This window comes from Micromonospora gifhornensis, from assembly GCF_016863515.1.
In the GTDB taxonomy this organism is placed as follows: domain Bacteria; phylum Actinomycetota; class Actinomycetes; order Mycobacteriales; family Micromonosporaceae; genus Micromonospora; species Micromonospora gifhornensis.
In genome coordinates this window covers 19,407-37,547 of the sequence record NZ_BOPA01000008.1, presented here as the reverse complement: position 1 = coordinate 37,547, position 18,141 = coordinate 19,407, and the positions used below count along the sequence as shown (strand labels likewise).

The window sequence follows — 18,141 nt, the reverse complement described above, 5'->3', positions numbered from 1 at the left end:
CGGGGGAACCGCCGGTCAGGCTACTACCGGCGCCCACACTCGGCTCGTCATCGACCACCCCGGATGTGCGACCCGCCACGCCGTCGACAGTCGCGGACCGCACCGGCGTGACGGCCTCACCCGTGCCGGACGGTCGCCTGCCTCCCTCGGCCCGGTGGTGACGGTCAGCCGGATTCGCCGAGCAGGTGCACCCGGTTGAGGTACGGGTCGCCGTACCCCTCGAACTCCTCCGCCGGCGGATATCGGGGCAGATCCGGTCGCTGGCTGTAGATGCCCCGACGCAACCCGGCCAGCGGCATGGGCCGGGCGCCGCCGTCGAGCACCAGCACGTCCGCGTCGACCGCGTTGAACGGGTGCGCCGCCCCGTGGTACCGGTACAGCGGTTGATCGCTGACCAGCCCGACCTGCGGGTCGACGTAGAGCACCGTGCCGTTCTGGTTCAACGCCACCCAGATGTGCGCACCACCCCGCTCCAGATGGTTGACGACGAAGGCGAAACTGCCGTGCCCACCGAGCACGAGTTGGTCGCGCAGGTTGCGGTAACCGGTGTCCAGTGCCCGTTGCAGTTCCGCAGGCGTACGGGCGGTGCCGTCGCAGAGCCGCTGGAAGCGGCCACCTGTGACATCCTCGACCCGCCCGGTGCCGTCCTGCTCGCCGTTGAGCGGCCGGGTCACGTCACCGGCCTGGTACGCGTCGAAGGTGCGTGGCGCGGCGACCCGGGGACGCCCGTGCACCCAGGTGTCGTAGAGCGACAGGGTGCAGTCCAGGCAGTTGATCCCTCGGGTCGGGTCCGCCCGCGGCCCACCGTCGTTCATCAGCCCGAACCAGTCCCCGGCCCGAGGATCGGCGGTCCGCACCACGTTGCCCGCCTCGTCGCGGGGCAGTTGCTGTTCCACGTCCCGTTGGTGCAGAGCCAGTGGTGGACGCAGTCCGCCCGGCTGGCCGTACCGGCGGGACCTGTCGATCGGCGGCGGATGGTCGTCGCCGGTCAGGGCGGAACGATCGCCGGTGTCGATCGCGCCGACAGCGAGATCGCCGACGTCGTCGTTGATCCGGTGGAAGTCCTCCGGCCGGTCGACGGCCACCACGTCGGGCACGACGGCACCCGACGCCACCGCGTCGGCCAGATCCAGACACCGCCCGTACGCACGGGTTTCGGCATTCGCCGCCTGCTGCCAGTTGGCTGACGCATCGCGATGGCCCGCCCGGTGGAGTTGGCGCGCATATGCGGCAAAGTCGCTGGCGCGCTGGTAATGCTCATCCGCCTGACTTCTCAGCCGCATCGTTTCGTCCAGGCGACGTTTCTCCTCGAACCACGCCCGCTGTGACTCGTAATAGCCCTGGTAACGACGCCGTTCGAGGGCGTCGTACTCGGCGGCCCGGCTGGCGTCGGGATCGGGGGGTGTCGGCGGCGCGGTGGGTGGCGTGACACGCCCTGGAGAGTTCACCGCAGGCGCATTCGGAACGAGTGCTTCGACAAGTGCGGAGCGGTGAGGCGCGGGCGGAGACTCCGGCCGCGCCGGTGCGCTGCTGGGAGAACCTGCCTCCGGCCGCGTCGTCGGCGCGCCCGGCACCCGGTCCATCACCGGCCCTGCTGCTGCGGAGCCCGTCGCAGTCGACGACCCGCTGATGCCGACCGCGGCTACCGGGCTCGGCGCATGGGCCGGAGCGCTCGGATGAGCCGGAACGCTCGGATGTGCCGGACCGTTAACCACTCCTCCGCCCGCCGCCGTCATGTCCGGGCCGGTAGCGACACCTGGCACGACCGACGGTGGCGCGACCGTGGACAACGCCGGCCCTGAGACGTCGACCAGTCCGGCCGTCGAAGCTGGGCTTACGGCAGCAACGCTTGACTGAGCACTCGCCGGGACCTCACGGCCCGGCTGGGCCGGTTCCGGAGTCGAGCCCGGCTCAGTGGTCGAAGCCGAGCCCGGAGTCGGGGCCGTCTCAGTAGTCAGGGCCGAACCCGGCAGGGCCTGCGACGCTTCGTTCAGGCCGGGGCCAGCGAGACTCACCGGCCCGCCGGCATGAGACGGCTGCTGTCCCAAGCCGCCTTCGGCTGTCGACAGGGGCAGCGCAGGCCCGGCAGCAAGCGACGTCGAATCAAACTGCCCGACGGCAGGTGGCTCGCCTATCAGCCCGACGGCAGGTGGCTCGGCCGAGATTCGTTGAGCCGGAATCGCCACGCTTTGCGCCGACTCCGTGAGGGGCGCTGGCTGGCTCGATGCTCCGCCGGCGAGCGGAAGCGTCAGCTCCGGGGCGGAAGGCACCGGGACGGAAGGCACCGGGACGGCCGGCCCGGGCAGCACCGTCGGGAGCGTCGGGCCGGACAGGGCAGCCAGTTGGCCGTCGAGCCGGGCCTGCAACGCCCGGTCAGCCTGGCCGGTGGCCGAGCCGCGAGCACCCGAAGCAGCCGCCCGGGCGGCGTCCTCCAGCGACGTCAACCCCTGGCCGGTGGCCAGGCTCGCGGCTTGGTCGGCGATCACCTCGCCGGTCATCTCCCGGCCCAGGTGTTCGGCCATCCGGGCACCCCCACCGGTGGCGTGCCGCCCGAGACCGGCCAGTGAGGCCGCTGCCCCGCCGGCCAGGCCGCCGATCGCGTTCGTGCTCAGGTCGGTCACGTCCAACTCGTGCCGACGGCCGGTGTTCTGCTGATAAACCTGGGTGGCCAGGTTGACCCCGGTCTCCTGGGCCGCCTCCGTCAGCCCTTCTCGGGCGGCGTGCCGGCCGAGCCCACGCGCACCCGTGGCGGTCACCTGCTTCGCCGCGCGTTCGCCGACTTCCTTGAGACCCTGCTTCAGCGACTTTCGAGCCAGCTGGGCGAGCAGACGCCGGAATATCTGCTGGACGAGGAAGCGGGTGGCGGCGATGACCCCGGCGGCGGCCGGCGAGGCGGCCCCGGCGGTGAGCACGGCCGCCACCGCCAACGCCAACAACTCGATGACCAGGATGCCCAGCTCGATCCAGACTTCGAGCTTGGCACCCTCGATGTCGCACCCGCACTCCTCCACCACCCGACCCAGCTCGTGGCTGACCGCGAGCAGCACCGGCAGCGGGGCCTCCTCGCCATCGGCCACCCGCCGCCATACCCCGCCGAACGCGGTCGCGACCGCACCGACGCCGCCGTAGCCCTGGTGCACCTCGGCGGCGGCGGTGCTCGCATCCGCCTGAGGGCCGGCGAGGGATGCGGCAGCCGCGTACCACTGGTCGGCCAGATCCCAGACGGCGCGCTCGTCGCCTTCCGGCCATTCGACGCCGATCACCCAGTCGAGCGCCTCGTAGATCCAGCCCGGCAGGTCCCACGGCGAATAGTCGAGTGGGTGCGGAATCGGGCTCGGCAACAGCGTCATCGCGGATCCCGGCCCGGATCAGCGCCGCGAGCGCGGGTCGGAGATGCGGTCGAAGCGGGCGCCGCTGGCCGCGTCGGTCTGTTGGTTGGTCTCGACGGAGCGGACCACGTCCGCGCCGAGGTCGGCCAGTCGGCGTCCGACACCCGCCCAGACCCGCAGTGCCATCTCCTCGTAGCCCCGGTACTGCCGCTCGAACGCCGCGCCGATGTCGTCGCGGCCCCAGGGCCGCCGGTTGCTGGCCGCCGTTATCGCGGCACCGGCCTCGGCGTGCCGACCGGTCACCGCCTCGCCCGCGCGGGTCAGGTCCGCGCCGCCGCGACGGGCCCGGGCCGGGTCGAGCCAGAGCTGTCCGGCCATCACTCGCTCCGTCGCAGCACGGTGTCGGCCCGGCCGAGCAGGGTGCCGAAGTCACCGGTACGCAGGAAGTCGGCGGCGCCGGACCGGGCCGGCAGGTAGGTGCTCACGAGGTCCTGGGTGGCAGTCGTCGCGGCGGCGGCGGCCCGCCGTACCGTGGCGGTGATCTTCGCGCTCAACGCCTTGGCGTCGTGGTCACGGTAGATCGAGGGATTCAGGTCCACCGCGATCAGCTCGCCCTGGGCGCCGACGGTCGCGGTCACCTGGCCGTCGTCGGAGCGCTGCGTCACCCGCAGCTCGGCGAGCCTGGCCTGCAGCTCGTCCAAACCGGACCGCAGCTGCTGATACTGCCCGTACACCTCGTCGAAGCGGGCCCGGAGAGCACGATTGGCATCACGGTTCACGCTGTCGGTCAACGCCATCCCTCTCGTAACCGTCGGTAAGCCGCACCATACCGGCTGCCACGAGTTCGCGTTGTCCGGTAGGTTCGCGGTGTGATTGACCGCGAGCAGGCCGAGCAGATCGCGGCAGTATGGGCCCGCCGCGACTCGCAGCGCCTGGGTCACGAGTGCCGTCCCATGGTCACGGAGTTCGACCTCGGGTACGTCATCACCTCTACGGTGTCCACTGGGGTCAGATCACTGCCGGGTGACCTGCCGACCACAGTGGTCGACAAGGAGACCGGCGAGGTGACCACCTGGCCGCGGGTGCCGCCCGAGGTGGTCGAGCAACTCTTCCGCCGCGGTCGCCCCACCGGCCCGCCGGTCCCTCGCACCGTGGATCCGGCCGGCCAACTGCTGCGGGAGATCCGTCGGCTACCCACGCCGACCACTGCGGCACACCTGACCATCGAGGGCCGCATCTTCACCGCGCACGGCGCGAAGGGCGACATCGAGCTCAACCATCATCCGCTGGTCCGCGCGTACCTCGACGGGCTGCCCACCGGGCACCTGGTCCGTGGCGGCGACCGGCACGCCGAACTGATCGTCGTCTCCGACGTCCTGCACGAGTACGACCACCGCCGCACCGCCGAAGGCATCGCCCCGATGGGCATGGGCGATGCAAGAGACCTACTGAGTTCCGCGCGCATCGAGGTGTTCCGAGTCCGCGAGCCGGGTGATCCGCACAGTGGGCCGGCTGAGCGGCCTTGCGATTCTTGCCTCGACATGCTGGTGGACTTCAGCCTGCTGCCATGGTCAGACCGGGCATACACCGTCCCGTGGTATCCCGAACCCGCGCCCGACCCTTCACCGGATCGATTTCCGCCAGAGGTCACTCATGCCCTGGTCGCCGCCGGCTGGCGCCCTCACTTCGGCGACGAAGTCGTCGCGATGTCCGCCATCCGCGATGTGAGCGCTGTACGCGGCAAGCTTCATGAGCACACGGTCTTTCCCGCCGCAACCTCCACTCTCACAGCATTTCCGGGCCTGGTTGGCGGACGACGGGGCCCGGGGGAAGAGGTGTGGATCTCCCGGTTCGACATTCGGCCTCGGCAGGTCGCGCACACCGCTGACACGCTTGCCGACTTCGCGGCGGTGATCGGGGCACGGCTGTTCCCCATCGGTACGGAGAACCAGCACAGCATCATCGCCGTCGACGAGCACGGCCGGATCTTCGCGCTGGATCAGGCCGGCGAGTGGTTCCTCGGCGCGGACATCGACGAGGCTCTCGTCACCCTGCTGCTCGGCCGCGCCCCGGCTCGGGTACGCGACGACGGCAGTTGGTGAGCCATCCCGGTGTTAATAGGGGGCCCTTCCTCTACCGCAGGCGTTAATAAGGTGCCCTTCCTTACAGGGCCAGGCCGGTGAGGACGGTGACCCGGGTGTCGGTGTAGTCGTCCATGGCGCTGCGCAGTCCTTCCCGTCCTACGCCGCTGCCCTTCACCCCGCCGTACGGCATCTGGTCGGCGCGGTACGACGGCACGTCGCCGACGATCAACCCGCCGACCTCCAGGGTGCGGGCCGCGGCGAAGGCGACGTCGAGGCGGTGGGTGAAGACACCGGCCTGGAGCCCGTACGCCGAGTCGTTGACGGCGGCGAACCCGGCGGCGTCGCTCTCGACCCGGTCCACGACGAGCACCGGGCCGAACACCTCCTCGGTGCACACCTTCGCGCCAGCAGGTACTCCACTGAGGACGGTCGGCGGGTAGGTCGCACCGTCCCGCTGGCCGCCGGTCTCGATGGTGGCGCCCGCCGCCACCGCCTCGTCCACCCAGGCCTCCACGCGGCGGGCGGCGTCGACGGAGACCAACGGACCGACGTCGGTCAGCGGATCGGTCGGGTCGCCGGTACGCAACTCCCGTACGGCCGCGACCAGGCGGGGCAGGAACCCGTCGTAGAGCCACTCGTGCACGTACACCCGCTGCACCGCGATGCAGGACTGGCCGGCCTGGTAGTTGGAGAAGGTGGCGATCCGCTGCGCCGCGAAGGTGAGGTCCTCGTCGGCGGACCAGTCTTCGCAGATCAGGGCCGCCGCGTTGCCGCCCAGTTCCAGCGTCACGTGCTTGTCCGGTACGGATCGGCGGATGCTCGCGCCGACCGGCCCGGAGCCGGTGAACGAGACGACCGGCAGGCGGGGGTCGGTGACGAGTTCGGCGGCGCGGTCGTTGGGCAGCGGCAACACCGAGAACATGCCTGCGGGCAGGTCGGTCTCGGCCAGGATCTCGCCGAGCAGCAGCGCCGAGAGGGGGGTGGCCGGGGCCGGCTTCACGACGATGGGTGCGCCGACCGCCAGGGCCGGGGCGACCTTGTGGGCCACCAGGTTGAGCGGGAAGTTGAACGGGGTGATGCCCAGCACCGGCCCCTTCGGCACCCGTCGGACCAGGGCGATGCGGCCGGTGGCGGCCGGGTCGGTGTCGAGTCGTTGCAGCTCACCGGAGTAGCGCCGGGCCTCCTCGGCCGCCCACCGGAAGGTCGACACCGCTCGGCCCACCTCGGCGCGGGCCCACTTGACCGGCTTGCCGTTCTCGGCGGTGATCAGGGCGGCGATCTCCTCGGCCCGTTCGGCGAGTCGGCGCGAGACGTGGTCGAGGGCCGCCGCGCGGGCGTGCGCGGGCAGTGCGGCAGCCGTCGCCGCCACCTCGGCCGCCGCCGCCACGGCCGCCTCGACCTGGTCGGCGGCGGCGAGGCTGGTACGCCCCACCGGACGCCCGTCGTACGGATGGTGGACGGTCACCTCGTCGGTGCCGTGGCTGGGTCGACCGGCGACGAAGAACGGTGTGAGCTCCACGTTCCGCAGCCTAATCCAGAGCCAGGCCGACGGATACGGTCGCCCAGACCCTTGTCTGCCGCGAATTCAGTAGCGAAGATGGCACGAAGGTTGCGATAACCGCCGCAGCGCGCCCCCGGACCCTTCGGAGTGATCCTGTCATGAGTGACCAGCAGAAGCTGCGCAACTTCGTCAACGGCGAGTACGTCGAGCCGGTCGACGGTGGCTACGCCGACCTGATCGACCCCTGCACCGGGGAGGTCTTCGCCCAGGCCCCGGTCTCCGGGGCCGCCGATGTCGACGCGGCGATGCGGGCCGCCGCCACCGCCTTCGACAGTTGGCGGGACAGCACTCCGGCGGAGCGGCAGAAGGCCCTGCTCAAGCTCGCCGACGCGGTCGAGGCCCGGGCCGCCGACCTGGTCGACGCCGAGGTTCGCAACACCGGCAAGCCCCGCCAGCTCACCGCCGACGAGGAGCTGCCGCCCGCGGTGGACGAGTTCCGCTTCTTCGCCGGTGCCGCCCGGCTGCTGGAGGGCCGTTCAGCGGGTGAGTACATGGCCGGGCACACCTCGTACGTGCGGCGCGAGCCGATCGGCGTCTGCGCCCAGGTCACCCCGTGGAACTACCCGCTGATGATGGCGGTCTGGAAGATCGCGCCCGCCCTCGCCGCCGGCAACACGGTGGTACTCAAGCCGTCGGACACCACGCCGGTGTCGACGCTGCTGCTGGCCGAGATCGCCGCCGAGGTCCTGCCGCCGGGCGTGTTCAACGTGGTCTGCGGTGACCGGGACACCGGTCGTGCCCTGGTCGCGCACCCCACCCCGCAGCTGGTGTCGATCACCGGCTCCACCCGGGCCGGCATGGAGGTCGCTGCCGCCGCCGCACCCGACCTCAAGCGCACCCACCTGGAACTGGGCGGCAAGGCCCCGGTGGTGATCTTCGACGACGCCGACATCGCGGCGGCGGCCGAGGCCATCGCGATGGGCGGCTACTTCAACGCTGGCCAGGACTGCACCGCCGCCACCCGGGTGCTGACCGCGCCCGGCGTCCACGAGGACTTCGTCGCTGCCCTCACCGAGCAGGCCCGCAACACCAGGACCGGCCTGCCGGACGAGGAGGACGTGCTCTACGGCCCGCTGAACAACGCCAACCAACTGGCCCGGGTACGCGGCTTCGTGGACCGGCTGCCCGACCACGCGAACCTGCAGACCGGCGGTGCGCAGGTGGGCGAGCGCGGCTACTTCTACGCCCCGACCGTCGTCTCCGGCCTGCAACAGGCCGACGAGATCATTCAGCAGGAGGTCTTCGGCCCGGTCATCACCGTGCAGCGCTTCTCCGACGAGGACGAGGCGGTGCGCTGGGCCAACGGCGTCGACTACGGCCTGTCCGCCTCGGTCTGGACCCGCGACCACGGCCGCGCCATGCGGATGACCAGGCGGCTCGACTTCGGCTGCGTCTGGGTGAACACCCACATCCCGTTCATCTCCGAGATGCCGCACGGCGGCTTCAAGCACTCCGGGCACGGCAAGGACCTCTCGATCTACAGCCTCGAGGACTACACCCGGATCAAGCACGTCATGCACAACATCGAGGGCTGAGCAGTCTCATGACCTCTTCAGCGGAGCTGCACAAGCGGCGGGGTTCGGCCGTCGCACGGGGTGTCGGCAGCGTCATTTCCTCCTATGTCGACACCGCCTCGGGCGGCACCCTCACCGACGTCGAGGGCCGCCAGTGGATCGACTTCGCCGCCGGCATCGCCGTCACCAACGTGGGCAACTCCGCCCCGAAGGTGGTCGAGGCGGTACGCGCCCAGGTCGAACGCTTCACCCACACCTGCTTCATGGTCGCGCCGTACGAGTCGTACGTGGCGGTCTGCGAGCAGCTCAACGAGCTGACTCCGGGCGGCTTCGAGAAGCGCTCGGCGTTGTTCAACTCCGGTGCCGAGGCGGTGGAGAACGCTGTCAAGATCGCCCGGCACGCCACCGGTCGGCCGGCGGTGGTGGTCTTCGACCACGCGTACCACGGCAGGACCAACCTGACCATGGCGTTGACCGCGAAGAACATGCCGTACAAGCACCGGTTCGGGCCGTTCGCCGGAGAGATCTACCGGGTGCCGATGTCGTACCCGCTGCGCGACGGTGGCCTGGACGGTGCCACCGCTGCGGCCCGGGCGATCGAGTTGGTGGAAAAGCAGGTCGGTGCGGAGAACGTAGCGGCGCTGCTGATCGAACCGATCCAGGGCGAGGGCGGTTTCGTCGTACCGGCGGCGGGTTTTCTGCCGGCGCTGCGCGAGTGGGCGACGGCGGCCGGGGTGGTCTTCATCGCCGACGAGATCCAGACCGGCTTCTGCCGCACCGGCGACTGGTTCGCCTGCCAGCACGAGGGCGTCGAACCGGATCTGATCACCCTGGCCAAGGGCATCGCTGGTGGGCTGCCGCTGGCCGCGGTGACCGGCCGGGCGGAGCTGATGGACGCGGTGCACGTCGGCGGGCTCGGTGGCACCTACGGGGGCAACCCGATCGCCTGCGCCGCCGCGCTCGCCTCGATCGACACCATGCACGAGCTGGACCTGGCCGGTGCGGCCCGGCGGATCGAGGCCGTACTGGGTGCCCGGCTGCGGGCGATCGCCGAACGGGATCCGGCGATCGCCGAGGTACGCGGTCGCGGCGCGATGCTCGCCGTGGAGATCGTGCAGCCGGGCACCCTCACTCCCGACCCGGCCGCCACGGCGGCGGTCTCGGCGGCCTGCCACGCCGCCGGCCTGCTCACCCTCACCTGCGGCACCTACGGCAACGTGCTGCGTTTCCTGCCCCCGCTGGTCATCGCCGACGACGAGCTGTCCCGTGCGATGGAGATCCTCGACGCCGCCTTCGGGTGACCCTGGACGGCCGGGTGACTGCCGCGTCCGCACCGCGCGACAGCCACCCGGCCCGGTCTCAGCGCAGCAGCTCGACTGTGTTGTTGCGGACCAGGTTCTTGCCGGGTTCCCGGATCTGTTCCATCGCGGCGGAGTTGAGCAGCACGCAACTGCCCGACGGCCCGGTCACCGTCACAGTGGTCGACCGGTTGTTGTCCAGGTTTGTCACCCGCAGCCGGGTGCCGACCGGGAACCGGTCGCTGGTGGCGGCCGGGGCGGCGGTCTCCTCGAAGAAGGTGATCGCGCCCTGGCAGGCCGACCCGTCGACCGGGCGGACCGCGGGCGGTGACGCGACGCCGGGCCGGTCGGCGACCTGGTCCGGCTGCCTGGGCGGTACGGCGACACCGCCCAGCCGTTCGACCACGTTGCGCCGGATGACGTTCTTTCCCGGTTCGCGGACCAGCTCCATCGCGGCGGCGTTGAGCAGCACGCAACTGCCCGACGGCCCGACCACTGTCACCTCCGCCGTCCTGGCGTTGTCCAGGTTTGTCACCCGCAGCCGGGTCCCGACCGGGAACTGGTTGCTGGTGGCGGCCGGGGCACCCCCTTCGGCCGAGAAGGTGATCGAGCCGGGGCAGACGCTCTGGGCGGTAGGCGTGCTGTCGGCGAAGCCGAGCCCGGTGCTCACCGCCAAGGCCCCGGCGGCCACCACCGCCACCCCTGCCGCCAGCATGTGCTTGCGCTGCACCTTCACCTGTCGCCTCCCGTACCTCGGCATCTGCGTTCGGAGGCTGGTACGGCGTGGGAGCGCTGTCGGGTTCAGGTGGATCGGAAACAATCCTTCACATCGACTCTCCGACACCGTGCCCGCACAGGATGACGTCGTCCCGCACCTTCACAGCGGGCCGTAGCGGGTGTGCGGTGCCCCGGTCATCAGTGCCCAGTAACGGTCGCCGTAGGACCAGTGCCACCACTCGGTGGGGTAGTTGACAAGTCCCGCGCAGGCCAGCGCGGCACCCATGATCCGCCGGTACCGGCGGGCCGGCGCGTCGATCGACGTGGCGGCCGTGAAGCAGGCGTTTCCGCTCGCCTCGGGGGTGGCGTCCACGGGGGTGCCCATGTCCACCTCGGACCCGTCGGCGGTGCACAGGGTCAGGTCCACCGCCCCACCGGTGCTGTGCGGGGCCACCTCCACCGGGGAGACGAACTTGGTGGTCTCCTCGTACACCCGCTGCGGCGACCAGTCCGGATGGTTGCGGCGCAACTCGTCCCGGTAGGAGGTGAAGATGTTCAGCTGCGCCTCGTACGGCCGGTATCCCTCGATGACCAGCAGGCGCAGGCCGTCGGGCAGGGTGCGCTGCGCGGCCAGCAGACGGTCCACCATCCCTTGGCGCAACCGGGCGTACGCCCCGGCCGGATCGGCGGCCCGGCCGTCGAGCCGCAGTTCGGGTACGTCCCGCAGGTCGACCAGGGGGTCACCGTCGTCGACGCCGGGCACCGCCGCCACCCGGGGATCGCAGAGCAGGATCACGCCTGGCCCTCCTCGCCGGTGGGACGGCTCGCCTGCCGCTCGACAGCGAGCGCGACCAGTCGATCGACGATCTCCTGGTAGCCGACCCCGGCAGCCGCCCACACCTTCGGGTACATCGAGTGCGCGGTGAAGCCGGGCATCGTGTTCAACTCGTTGACGTACAACTCGCCGGTCGTCTCGTCGTAGAGGAAGTCGACGCGGGCCAGCCCCCAGCCGCCGATCGCGGCGAACGCCCGCAGCGACAGGTCCCGGATCCGTTCGGTCACCTCGTCGGGCAGCACCGCCGGCACCACCATCGGATCGGCGTCGCCGAAGTACTTCTGCTGGTAGTCGAACCAGCCTCCGGTGACCCGCACCTCGCCCACGGTGGACGCCTCGGGACGGGTTCCGCCGAGCACCCCGCACTCCAACTCGCGGCCGGTGACGCCCTGCTCCACCACCACCAGGTTGTCGTGCCGCAGTGCCTCCTCCACCGCCGCGGCCAGGTCGTCGTCCTCGGTCACCCGGGAGATGCCGATCGACGAACCCATCCGCGCCGGTTTGACGAACAGTGGCCGGCGCAGCCCCACCACCAGCTTCTCCACGTCCTCGGTGGTGCGGTAGGTGTGCTCGTCGAACCAGACGTGCGGGGTGATCGGCACTCCCTCGGCCCGCAGCGCCCGCTTCATCGCCACCTTGTCCATCCCGACGGCGGAGGCGAGGATCCCGCATCCCACGTACGGCACGCCAAGCGATTCGAGCAGCCCCTGCACCACACCGTCCTCCCCGTACGGGCCGTGCAGGACCGGGAAGACCACGTCGAGTACGACGTGCACCTCGCCGGGCGACTCCGCCCCGGTGACAAGCGCGGTGCCGGGCCGCTCGCCGGCCCGCAACTCCACGGCCGACCCGGTCACCGACAGCCGGTCGTCGATGGCCCGTGCCGCCGCCGTACCGTCGATGTGGGCGGACAGTGTCTCCTCGGGCACGAGCCGCAGCCGGCCCTGACGGGTGACGCCGAGTGCCACGACCTGGTACCCGCCGCCGACAAGCGCCCGCGCCACGCCGAGCGCCGAGGCGCAGGAGACCTCGTGCTCCGCGGACGGGCCGCCGAACAGCACCCCGATCACCTGCGGCCTGCCGCCGTCCCGTCGTACTCCCCCGCTGTGCCGCTCGCTCATGCTGCCGCCCCTTCCTCGATCCGATGCGGGGTCGCCAGTCGGGCGACCAGGTCCGCTTCCACATTTCCGCCGGTCAGCACCACACCGACCGTGTGCAGCCGCCCACCACCGGTCGGCCCGCCGGCACTGTCTGCCCCCTTCGCGTACCGGCCGCCGAGTTGCTCGGCGTTGCTGCCGGTCAACCGGAGTACGCCGGCCAGGCCGGCCGCGCCCGACGGCTCGGCCAGCACCTTCAGTTCCAGCAGGAGCAGCCGGAACGCCTCGGCAATCTGCTCGTCGTCCACCCGGATCACCCCGCTCAGGCGGTCCCGGACGATGGCGAACGGCAGCGCACCCACACAGGAGGGCCGAAGACCGTCGGCGATCGTCGGTGCGGGCGTGACCGGGACCGGTCGACCGGCGTCCAGGCTGCGGGCCAGCGAATCGCAGCCGTACGGCTCCACGCCGTACACCTCGATCGGCCGCCCGGCGGCGGCCAGGCACGCGCCGGCCACACCGCCGCCCCCACCGACGGGCAGCACCAGCGCGTCCAGCGGAGTGCCGGCCCGCTCGGCATCCTCGATCAGTTCGAGGCTTGCGGTGCCCTGCCCGGCGACCACGTCCGGATGGTCGTACGCGTCGACGATCGGGTGGCCGGTCTCGTCGCTGATCTGCCGGGCCGCCGTCAGCCGCTGCGCGACGTCGGTACCGGCGAGCACCACCCGCGCACCGGCCGCCCGGGCCCGCTCGACCTTCGTCGCGGGCGCGTCGACCGGAAGCACCACAGTGGCGGCCACGCCGTGTCGCCGCGCCGCCAGCGCCACCGCGACGGCATGGTTACCGGTGCTCTGCGCGACCACCCCACCGTGCCCGGCCGCCGCGAGCCGGCCGACCGCGAACAACCCACCCCGCATCTTGTACGAGCCGCCACGCTGCAGGTTCTCCGCCTTCATCAGCACCCGCACGCCGGCCAGCCGGTCGATCGCCGGGGACCGCAACAACGGGGTACGCAGCACCCGGCCGTCGAGCCAACGGGCGGCCTCCGCCACGTCGACCCGGGCTGGGTCGCCCTCCGGGGAAGCTGAGCGGGACATGTCGTCTCCTTCTGGTTCAGCCGGCGAAACGCCGGTCAGGTGGGTGGCAGGCCGGGTGATGATCACGTCGACGCGGCCGTCCGCCGGGCGGGCAGGTCGACGCGGCGGTTGGGCAGGTCGAACAGCCACCACGCGCGGGCCGCGAGCAGGGTCCGGTGCACGCCCAGAGTCAGCGCCAGCACGGCGACGGTGAGCGACAACGGGAAGCCGAAGGCCAGCGCCAGCCGGGCACTGTCGTCCAGGCCGGCGACCCGGTCGGCGATCAGCAGATGCAGCAGGGCGAGCACCGGCATGTGGATCACGTAGATCGGAAGTGTGTGCCGGCCGAGGGCCGCCAACGGTTCGGCGACCACCGGCCACCGGCTGAGGCGTACCGCCCCGGCGATGCCGAACAGCACCGCGACGGTGGACACCAGCACCGCCACGCCGGGCAGCCGGCCGACGTCGGTGGCGAGCAGGACCGCAGACCCGACGCCGTACGCCGCCGCCGCGAGCAGCAGACGTCGGCCGGTGACCGCCTGCGCCCACCTCAGCACGTACGGCCGCAGGTGCAGACCGGCGAGGAAGAACACCAGATTCTGGTAGAGCCCACCCCGGTTGCCCGGGGTGTCCAGCAGCCCGGTGGCTGCGACGGCGGCGAGGGTGCCCGCCGCGCCCAGCAGCACCGCCGGGTGGACCCGACGCAACGCCTTGGCCAGTACGAAGTAGAGCGCCAGCGCGTACAGGTACCAGAGGTTGGACGGGGTGATGGTGAGCTGGGCCAGCAGTTGACCCACGCTGCTCGCCCGGTCGGTGGGGAAGTCCGGGGCGAAGGCCAGCACGGCGGTGTGGATCAGCAGCCAGAGGGCGTACAGGTAGAGGAACTTGGCGACCCGGGAGCGGGCGACCGCCCGCCACGGCCGGTGCACGGCGGCGGCCGCGAACATGCCGGAGATGGTGAAGAACAGTGGCATCCGCATCGGCAGCAACAGCTCGCCGAAGACACCCCAGGCGCCGGGCACCGGCACCGCGAGCTGCCACTCGATCTGCAGGTAGTCCTTCATGATCACGTGCCAGAGCAGGACCAGGACGATGCAGCCACCCTTGGCGACGTCCGCCCAGGCCAGCCGCCCAGCAGCCACCCCGCCGTGCGCCGGCCCGGACTTCCCGACCGGCACCGACCCGGCCTGCTCGTCGTGGGCCGGCCCGGTCGGAGCCGGGGCAGCGCTGGTGGGCGGTGCCGTGTGCTCTCGGGTGGTCACGATGTTGCTCCTCTCTGCCGGGCAGCGCCCGATTCCGGGCACGCCGAAGGCCGAGTTGCCGCGCTCGGCGGTCGATGTGGGGTGCGGTGCTGTCGGGGTGGGTGCGGTGCGCGGTCGGCTGGACCGGGTCAGGGCGCCTTGGGTAGCTGGACGTCGACCCGTAGCCCGCCGTACTCGGCCGGTCGGGCGGCGATCAGGCCGTCGTGCGCCTGGGTGATCGAGCGGGCGATGGCCAGGCCGAGGCCCGCCCCGCCGCTGTGATTCGTACGGTCCCGAGCAAGTCGGCGGAACGGCTCGAAGAGCCCGGCCACCGCCTCGGCCGGCACCACCTGACCGCTGTTGACCACGGTCAGCGCCGGTTCCCGGCCAACCGTGACGGTAAGCGTCCCGCCCGGCCGGTTGTACTTGATCGCGTTCTCCACCAGGTTGCTGACCAGGCGTTCCAGCAACACCCGCTCACCCATGACCACCCGGGGTACGAGGTGGCTCTGCACGGTCACCCCGGCCTCCTCGGCCCGTTCCTGGTAGCCGGCGAGCACCGTGCCGGCGATCTCGTCCAGCCGCAGCGGAAGCCGTGCCCGCAGACCCTGGTCGCTCTCGCTGAGCGCCAGCAGACCCTCGATCAGCCGCTCGTTGCGCTCGTTGGTCTCCAACAGTTGGCTGGTCAACAGTTCGAGTTGCTCGCCGGTGAGCGAACGGGCCATCCCGACCTCGATCAGCGTCCGCTGCACCGCCAACGGCGTACGCAGTTCGTGCGAGGCGTTCGCGGCGAACCGACGCTGGCCCTCGTAGCCGGCCGCGATGCGTTCCATCATCTCGTCGATGGCACGGGCCAGCCGGGCCATCTCGTCGTTGCCGCGCGGCCGGATCCGGTAGCCGAGGTTCTGCGGCCCGACCTGCGCGATCGGCCCGGCGAGATCACTCACCGGGCGCAGACACCACGCCCCGGCGACCCAGATCCCGATCAACGCGATCAGCAGGACCACGAGGCCGGTCAACGTGCTGAGCTGGCCGACGACACTCCCGGCCGCCCCGCACGCCGTGCGCACCCCCGGCACCCCAGCGTCGCAGAGCCGCTGGCCGTAGAGCCACACCAGGTTCAGCACCCTCTTCACCACGAGGGGCATGGCGATCCCGGCGATCAGGGCGGCCGCGCCGACCAGCACGATCCGCCGACGCGGCGTCATGCTGCCGCACCGCCGATCCGGTAGCCGGCTCGCGGCACGGTGTGGATGATCTGCGGCGTGCCGAGCTTCTTACGCAACGTCATCACGGTGACCCGCACGGCGTTGGTGAACGGGTCGGCGAACTCGTCCCAGGCCTGCTCCAGCAGTTCCTCCGCGCTGACCACCCGCCCCTCGGCGCGCATGAGAACGTGCAACACGGCGAACTCCTTCGGACTCAGGCTGACCTCGCGGTCGTCCCGGGTCACCGTGTGCCGGGCCACGTCCAGCGCCACACCGTGCTGGCGCAACACCGGCGGCACCGCCGGTGCCGAGCGCCGCCCGAGCGCCTGCACCCGCGCCACCAACTCGGCGAAGGCGAACGGCTTGGTCAGGTAGTCGTCCGCACCGAGACCGAGCCCCTCCACCCGGTCCCGGATGCCGGCAGCTGCGGTGAGCAGCAGCACCCGCGTGGTGGCACCGGATTCGGCGAGGCTGCGACACACCTCGTCACCGGTGTGTACCGGCATGTCCCGGTCCAGCACGGCGACGTCGTACCGGTTCACCCCGATCCGCTCCAGGGCACCGCCGCCGTCGTAACAGACGTCGACCGCCATCGAGAACTGGCGCAACCCCTCGGCGACCGTGTCCGCCAGCAAACGCTCGTCGTCCGCCACCAACACCCGCACGTGCACTCCCCCGTGATCCGCAACTGTCCGGCACACGTTCGCAGGCCGGAGTTAAGGGTTCTGTAAGCGCCTGCCGCCGCAATACTCCACGCCACCGCCCCGACAACAAGTCCAGGCCCCCCACCCCATTCCAGCCGCCTACCCAGCAACCCCAACCACCCCCAAACACCCCCTCCCCACCCCCTCAAAGTGACCCACCTCACCCCCCACCCCGCCCGCCCCACCCCAACCCCGCCCACCCCAACCCCGCCCCGACCCCGCCCAGATCCCGCGATCTTGCACTTTCGGTCGCACATTTGGCTAGTTACATCCCTTTTGCGGCGACAGGAAGTGCAAGATCGCGGGGCTGGCGGGGCGGCGCGGGGCGGCGCGGGCGGGGGGTGGGAGTGCGGCGGGGTGTGGGGTCGGTCAGGAGAGGGCGGCTCGGATGGTGGCGACGATGTGGGACGGGCGGCGGTAGAGGTCGCGGTCCGTGAAGTAGCGCATCCGCCAGCCCTGCGCGTCGAGCCAGTTGACGCGTTCCCGGTCGTGCCGCAGGGCATCGCGATCCAGGTGGCTGAGGCCGTCGTACTCGATGCCGACCCTGCGCTCTCGGTAGCCCAGGTCAAGGCGGTAACGCAGCGCGCCGTAGCGGTCCGGAACCCACAGTTGCGGTTCGGGTGGAGGCAGCCGGCCGTCCAGCAGCACCAACCGCAGTTGGCTCTCCTGACGGCATTCCGCCCGCCCGTCCGCCAGCGGCACCAGTTCGCGCGCCTGCCGCACCCCGCGCAGCCCGCGATGCGCGTACACCTCGGCGAGCAGATCGTCCGGCGTCACCGCCTCGGCGCGCAGCGCAGAATCCAGGACGGGAAGGGCATCGAACCGCGACACGGTACGCGCGAGGTCGATCGCACAGCGCGCCGCCGGTACGCACGGCAGGCCCTGCACGAGGACCGGCTGCACCGGCAGCACGCAGTGATGCACCACCAGCCCGGGCAGTCGAGGTTTCGGCACGGTGGGTGGCACCTGGACGTGCACGAGATCGTCGCGCAGTACGCCGAATCCGTGCCGCCGGGCCGCAGTCTGCCGGGCCAGCATGGCCCCCGCCGGCAGACACAGCAGGAGCGCCCGTAATTCGTCCTCGTCGTCGACGGGCTGATCGGCGTAGACACCTCGCCGCACCCGGCGCAACTCCTCCCGGCTGAGCCGGGTACGAAGACGACGGGCGGTCAGTGTGCGCATCAGGGTTTCCACCCGCCACAGTTGAGCAGTCATCCCGGCACCCTGCCCCGCAGCCCGCCCGCCCCTCCACCCCACACCCGCCCCCTGTGGACAACCACCCACCCTGTGGATAACCCCCACCCACCCCCACCCTCGTGCTAAACACCCCCACCCCCACCCCACCCCGCCCCACCCCACCCTGCCCCGCCCCCACCCCGCCGATCTTGCACTTACCGTCGCCTATTCACGGCTTATGCCCCTTATTCCTCGACCAAAAGTGCAAGATCGACGGGGCTGGAGCACGGGGCTGGGCCGG

The 18,141-nt window shown here is 71.4% G+C and carries 15 protein-coding genes; 3 read left to right on the top strand and 12 right to left on the bottom strand.

What is annotated here, in order from left to right; translation table 11 throughout:
- Nucleotides 1-164 precede the first annotated feature (164 nt).
- Genes Vgi01_RS04090 through Vgi01_RS04080 form a run of 3 tightly spaced genes read right to left on the bottom strand, consistent with a single transcriptional unit; the run spans nucleotide 165 to nucleotide 4,126 of the window.
- Nucleotides 165-3,350, bottom strand: a complete 3,186-nt coding sequence (locus Vgi01_RS04090) for a toxin glutamine deamidase domain-containing protein (protein ID WP_204290187.1) — start codon at nucleotides 3,348-3,350, stop codon at nucleotides 165-167.
- Between the two features lie 18 nt (nucleotides 3,351-3,368).
- Nucleotides 3,369-3,707: a hypothetical protein gene (locus Vgi01_RS04085; RefSeq protein ID WP_199180201.1), complete on the bottom strand. Its 339-nt coding sequence runs from the start codon at nucleotides 3,705-3,707 to the stop codon at nucleotides 3,369-3,371.
- Complete coding sequence (locus Vgi01_RS04080) at nucleotides 3,707-4,126, bottom strand: YbaB/EbfC family nucleoid-associated protein (protein ID WP_199180202.1); 420 nt, start codon at nucleotides 4,124-4,126, stop codon at nucleotides 3,707-3,709. The genes Vgi01_RS04085 and Vgi01_RS04080 overlap by 1 nt, the downstream gene beginning before the upstream one ends.
- 72 nt (nucleotides 4,127-4,198) lie before the next feature.
- Here Vgi01_RS04080 and Vgi01_RS04075 point away from each other — a divergent pair, with 72 nt between their 5' ends.
- Complete coding sequence (locus Vgi01_RS04075) at nucleotides 4,199-5,431, top strand: SUKH-3 domain-containing protein (RefSeq protein WP_204290186.1); 1,233 nt, start codon at nucleotides 4,199-4,201, stop codon at nucleotides 5,429-5,431.
- 61 nt (nucleotides 5,432-5,492) lie between these two features.
- On the opposite strand, the gene Vgi01_RS04070 is transcribed toward Vgi01_RS04075, so the two are convergent.
- Complete coding sequence (locus Vgi01_RS04070) at nucleotides 5,493-6,932, bottom strand: aldehyde dehydrogenase family protein (RefSeq protein WP_204290185.1); 1,440 nt, start codon at nucleotides 6,930-6,932, stop codon at nucleotides 5,493-5,495.
- A gap of 140 nt (nucleotides 6,933-7,072) precedes the next feature.
- Here Vgi01_RS04070 and Vgi01_RS04065 point away from each other — a divergent pair, with 140 nt between their 5' ends.
- Nucleotides 7,073-8,509 (top strand): gamma-aminobutyraldehyde dehydrogenase, encoded by a 1,437-nt coding sequence (locus Vgi01_RS04065; protein WP_102658241.1) that lies wholly within the window; start codon nucleotides 7,073-7,075, stop codon nucleotides 8,507-8,509.
- An 8-nt stretch (nucleotides 8,510-8,517) separates the two neighbouring features.
- Nucleotides 8,518-9,789, top strand: coding sequence for a 4-aminobutyrate--2-oxoglutarate transaminase (gene gabT / locus Vgi01_RS04060; RefSeq protein WP_204290184.1), 1,272 nt, complete (start codon nucleotides 8,518-8,520; stop codon nucleotides 9,787-9,789).
- Between the two features lie 58 nt (nucleotides 9,790-9,847).
- Here gabT and Vgi01_RS04055 read toward each other — a convergent pair whose 3' ends face one another.
- The 8 genes from Vgi01_RS04055 to Vgi01_RS04025 all read right to left on the bottom strand — a co-directional run bounded on the left by Vgi01_RS04055 (nucleotide 9,848) and on the right by Vgi01_RS04025 (nucleotide 17,879).
- Entirely contained in the window at nucleotides 9,848-10,522 is a 675-nt protein-coding gene (locus Vgi01_RS04055; RefSeq protein WP_102658243.1) for an RlpA-like double-psi beta-barrel domain-containing protein, read from the bottom strand.
- A 141-nt stretch (nucleotides 10,523-10,663) separates the two neighbouring features.
- Entirely contained in the window at nucleotides 10,664-11,299 is a 636-nt protein-coding gene (locus tag Vgi01_RS04050) for a M15 family metallopeptidase (RefSeq protein WP_204290183.1), read from the bottom strand.
- Nucleotides 11,296-12,459, bottom strand: a complete 1,164-nt coding sequence (locus Vgi01_RS04045) for a D-alanine--D-alanine ligase family protein (RefSeq protein WP_204290182.1) — start codon at nucleotides 12,457-12,459, stop codon at nucleotides 11,296-11,298. The genes Vgi01_RS04050 and Vgi01_RS04045 overlap by 4 nt, the downstream gene beginning before the upstream one ends.
- The gene (locus tag Vgi01_RS30460; RefSeq protein ID WP_239088793.1) at nucleotides 12,456-13,532 is read right to left on the bottom strand and encodes a threonine ammonia-lyase; all 1,077 of its coding nucleotides are present in this window, start codon (nucleotides 13,530-13,532) and stop codon (nucleotides 12,456-12,458) included. Before Vgi01_RS30460 ends, Vgi01_RS04045 begins: the two co-directional genes overlap by 4 nt.
- Nucleotides 13,533-13,594: 62 nt before the next feature.
- Complete coding sequence (locus Vgi01_RS30455; RefSeq protein ID WP_239088792.1) at nucleotides 13,595-14,773, bottom strand: acyltransferase family protein; 1,179 nt, start codon at nucleotides 14,771-14,773, stop codon at nucleotides 13,595-13,597.
- 128 nt (nucleotides 14,774-14,901) lie between these two features.
- Entirely contained in the window at nucleotides 14,902-15,960 is a 1,059-nt protein-coding gene (locus Vgi01_RS04035) for a sensor histidine kinase (RefSeq protein WP_204290181.1), read from the bottom strand.
- A complete protein-coding gene (locus Vgi01_RS04030; RefSeq protein ID WP_102658255.1) occupies nucleotides 15,957-16,625 on the bottom strand; it encodes a response regulator transcription factor in 669 nt (222 codons plus the stop codon). The genes Vgi01_RS04035 and Vgi01_RS04030 overlap by 4 nt, the downstream gene beginning before the upstream one ends.
- A gap of 408 nt (nucleotides 16,626-17,033) precedes the next feature.
- Complete coding sequence (locus Vgi01_RS04025) at nucleotides 17,034-17,879, bottom strand: type IV toxin-antitoxin system AbiEi family antitoxin (protein WP_239088791.1); 846 nt, start codon at nucleotides 17,877-17,879, stop codon at nucleotides 17,034-17,036.
- Nucleotides 17,880-18,141: the final 262 nt, after the last annotated feature.

What these genes read in the sequence shown, in the direction of transcription:
- Vgi01_RS04090 (WP_204290187.1), bottom strand. Translation starts at nt 3,350, where the DNA reads ATGACGCTGTTGCCGAGCCCGATTCCGCACCCACTCGACTATTCGCCG.
- Vgi01_RS04085 (WP_199180201.1), bottom strand. Translation starts at nt 3,707, where the DNA reads ATGGCCGGACAGCTCTGGCTCGACCCGGCCCGGGCCCGTCGCGGCGGC.
- Vgi01_RS04080 (WP_199180202.1), bottom strand. Translation starts at nt 4,126, where the DNA reads ATGGCGTTGACCGACAGCGTGAACCGTGATGCCAATCGTGCTCTCCGG.
- Vgi01_RS04065 (WP_102658241.1), top strand. Translation starts at nt 7,073, where the DNA reads ATGAGTGACCAGCAGAAGCTGCGCAACTTCGTCAACGGCGAGTACGTC.
- gabT (WP_204290184.1), top strand. Translation starts at nt 8,518, where the DNA reads ATGACCTCTTCAGCGGAGCTGCACAAGCGGCGGGGTTCGGCCGTCGCA.
- Vgi01_RS04045 (WP_204290182.1), bottom strand. Translation starts at nt 12,459, where the DNA reads ATGAGCGAGCGGCACAGCGGGGGAGTACGACGGGACGGCGGCAGGCCG.
- Vgi01_RS30460 (WP_239088793.1), bottom strand. Translation starts at nt 13,532, where the DNA reads ATGTCCCGCTCAGCTTCCCCGGAGGGCGACCCAGCCCGGGTCGACGTG.
- Vgi01_RS04035 (WP_204290181.1), bottom strand. Translation starts at nt 15,960, where the DNA reads ATGACGCCGCGTCGGCGGATCGTGCTGGTCGGCGCGGCCGCCCTGATC.
- Vgi01_RS04025 (WP_239088791.1), bottom strand. Translation starts at nt 17,879, where the DNA reads ATGACTGCTCAACTGTGGCGGGTGGAAACCCTGATGCGCACACTGACC.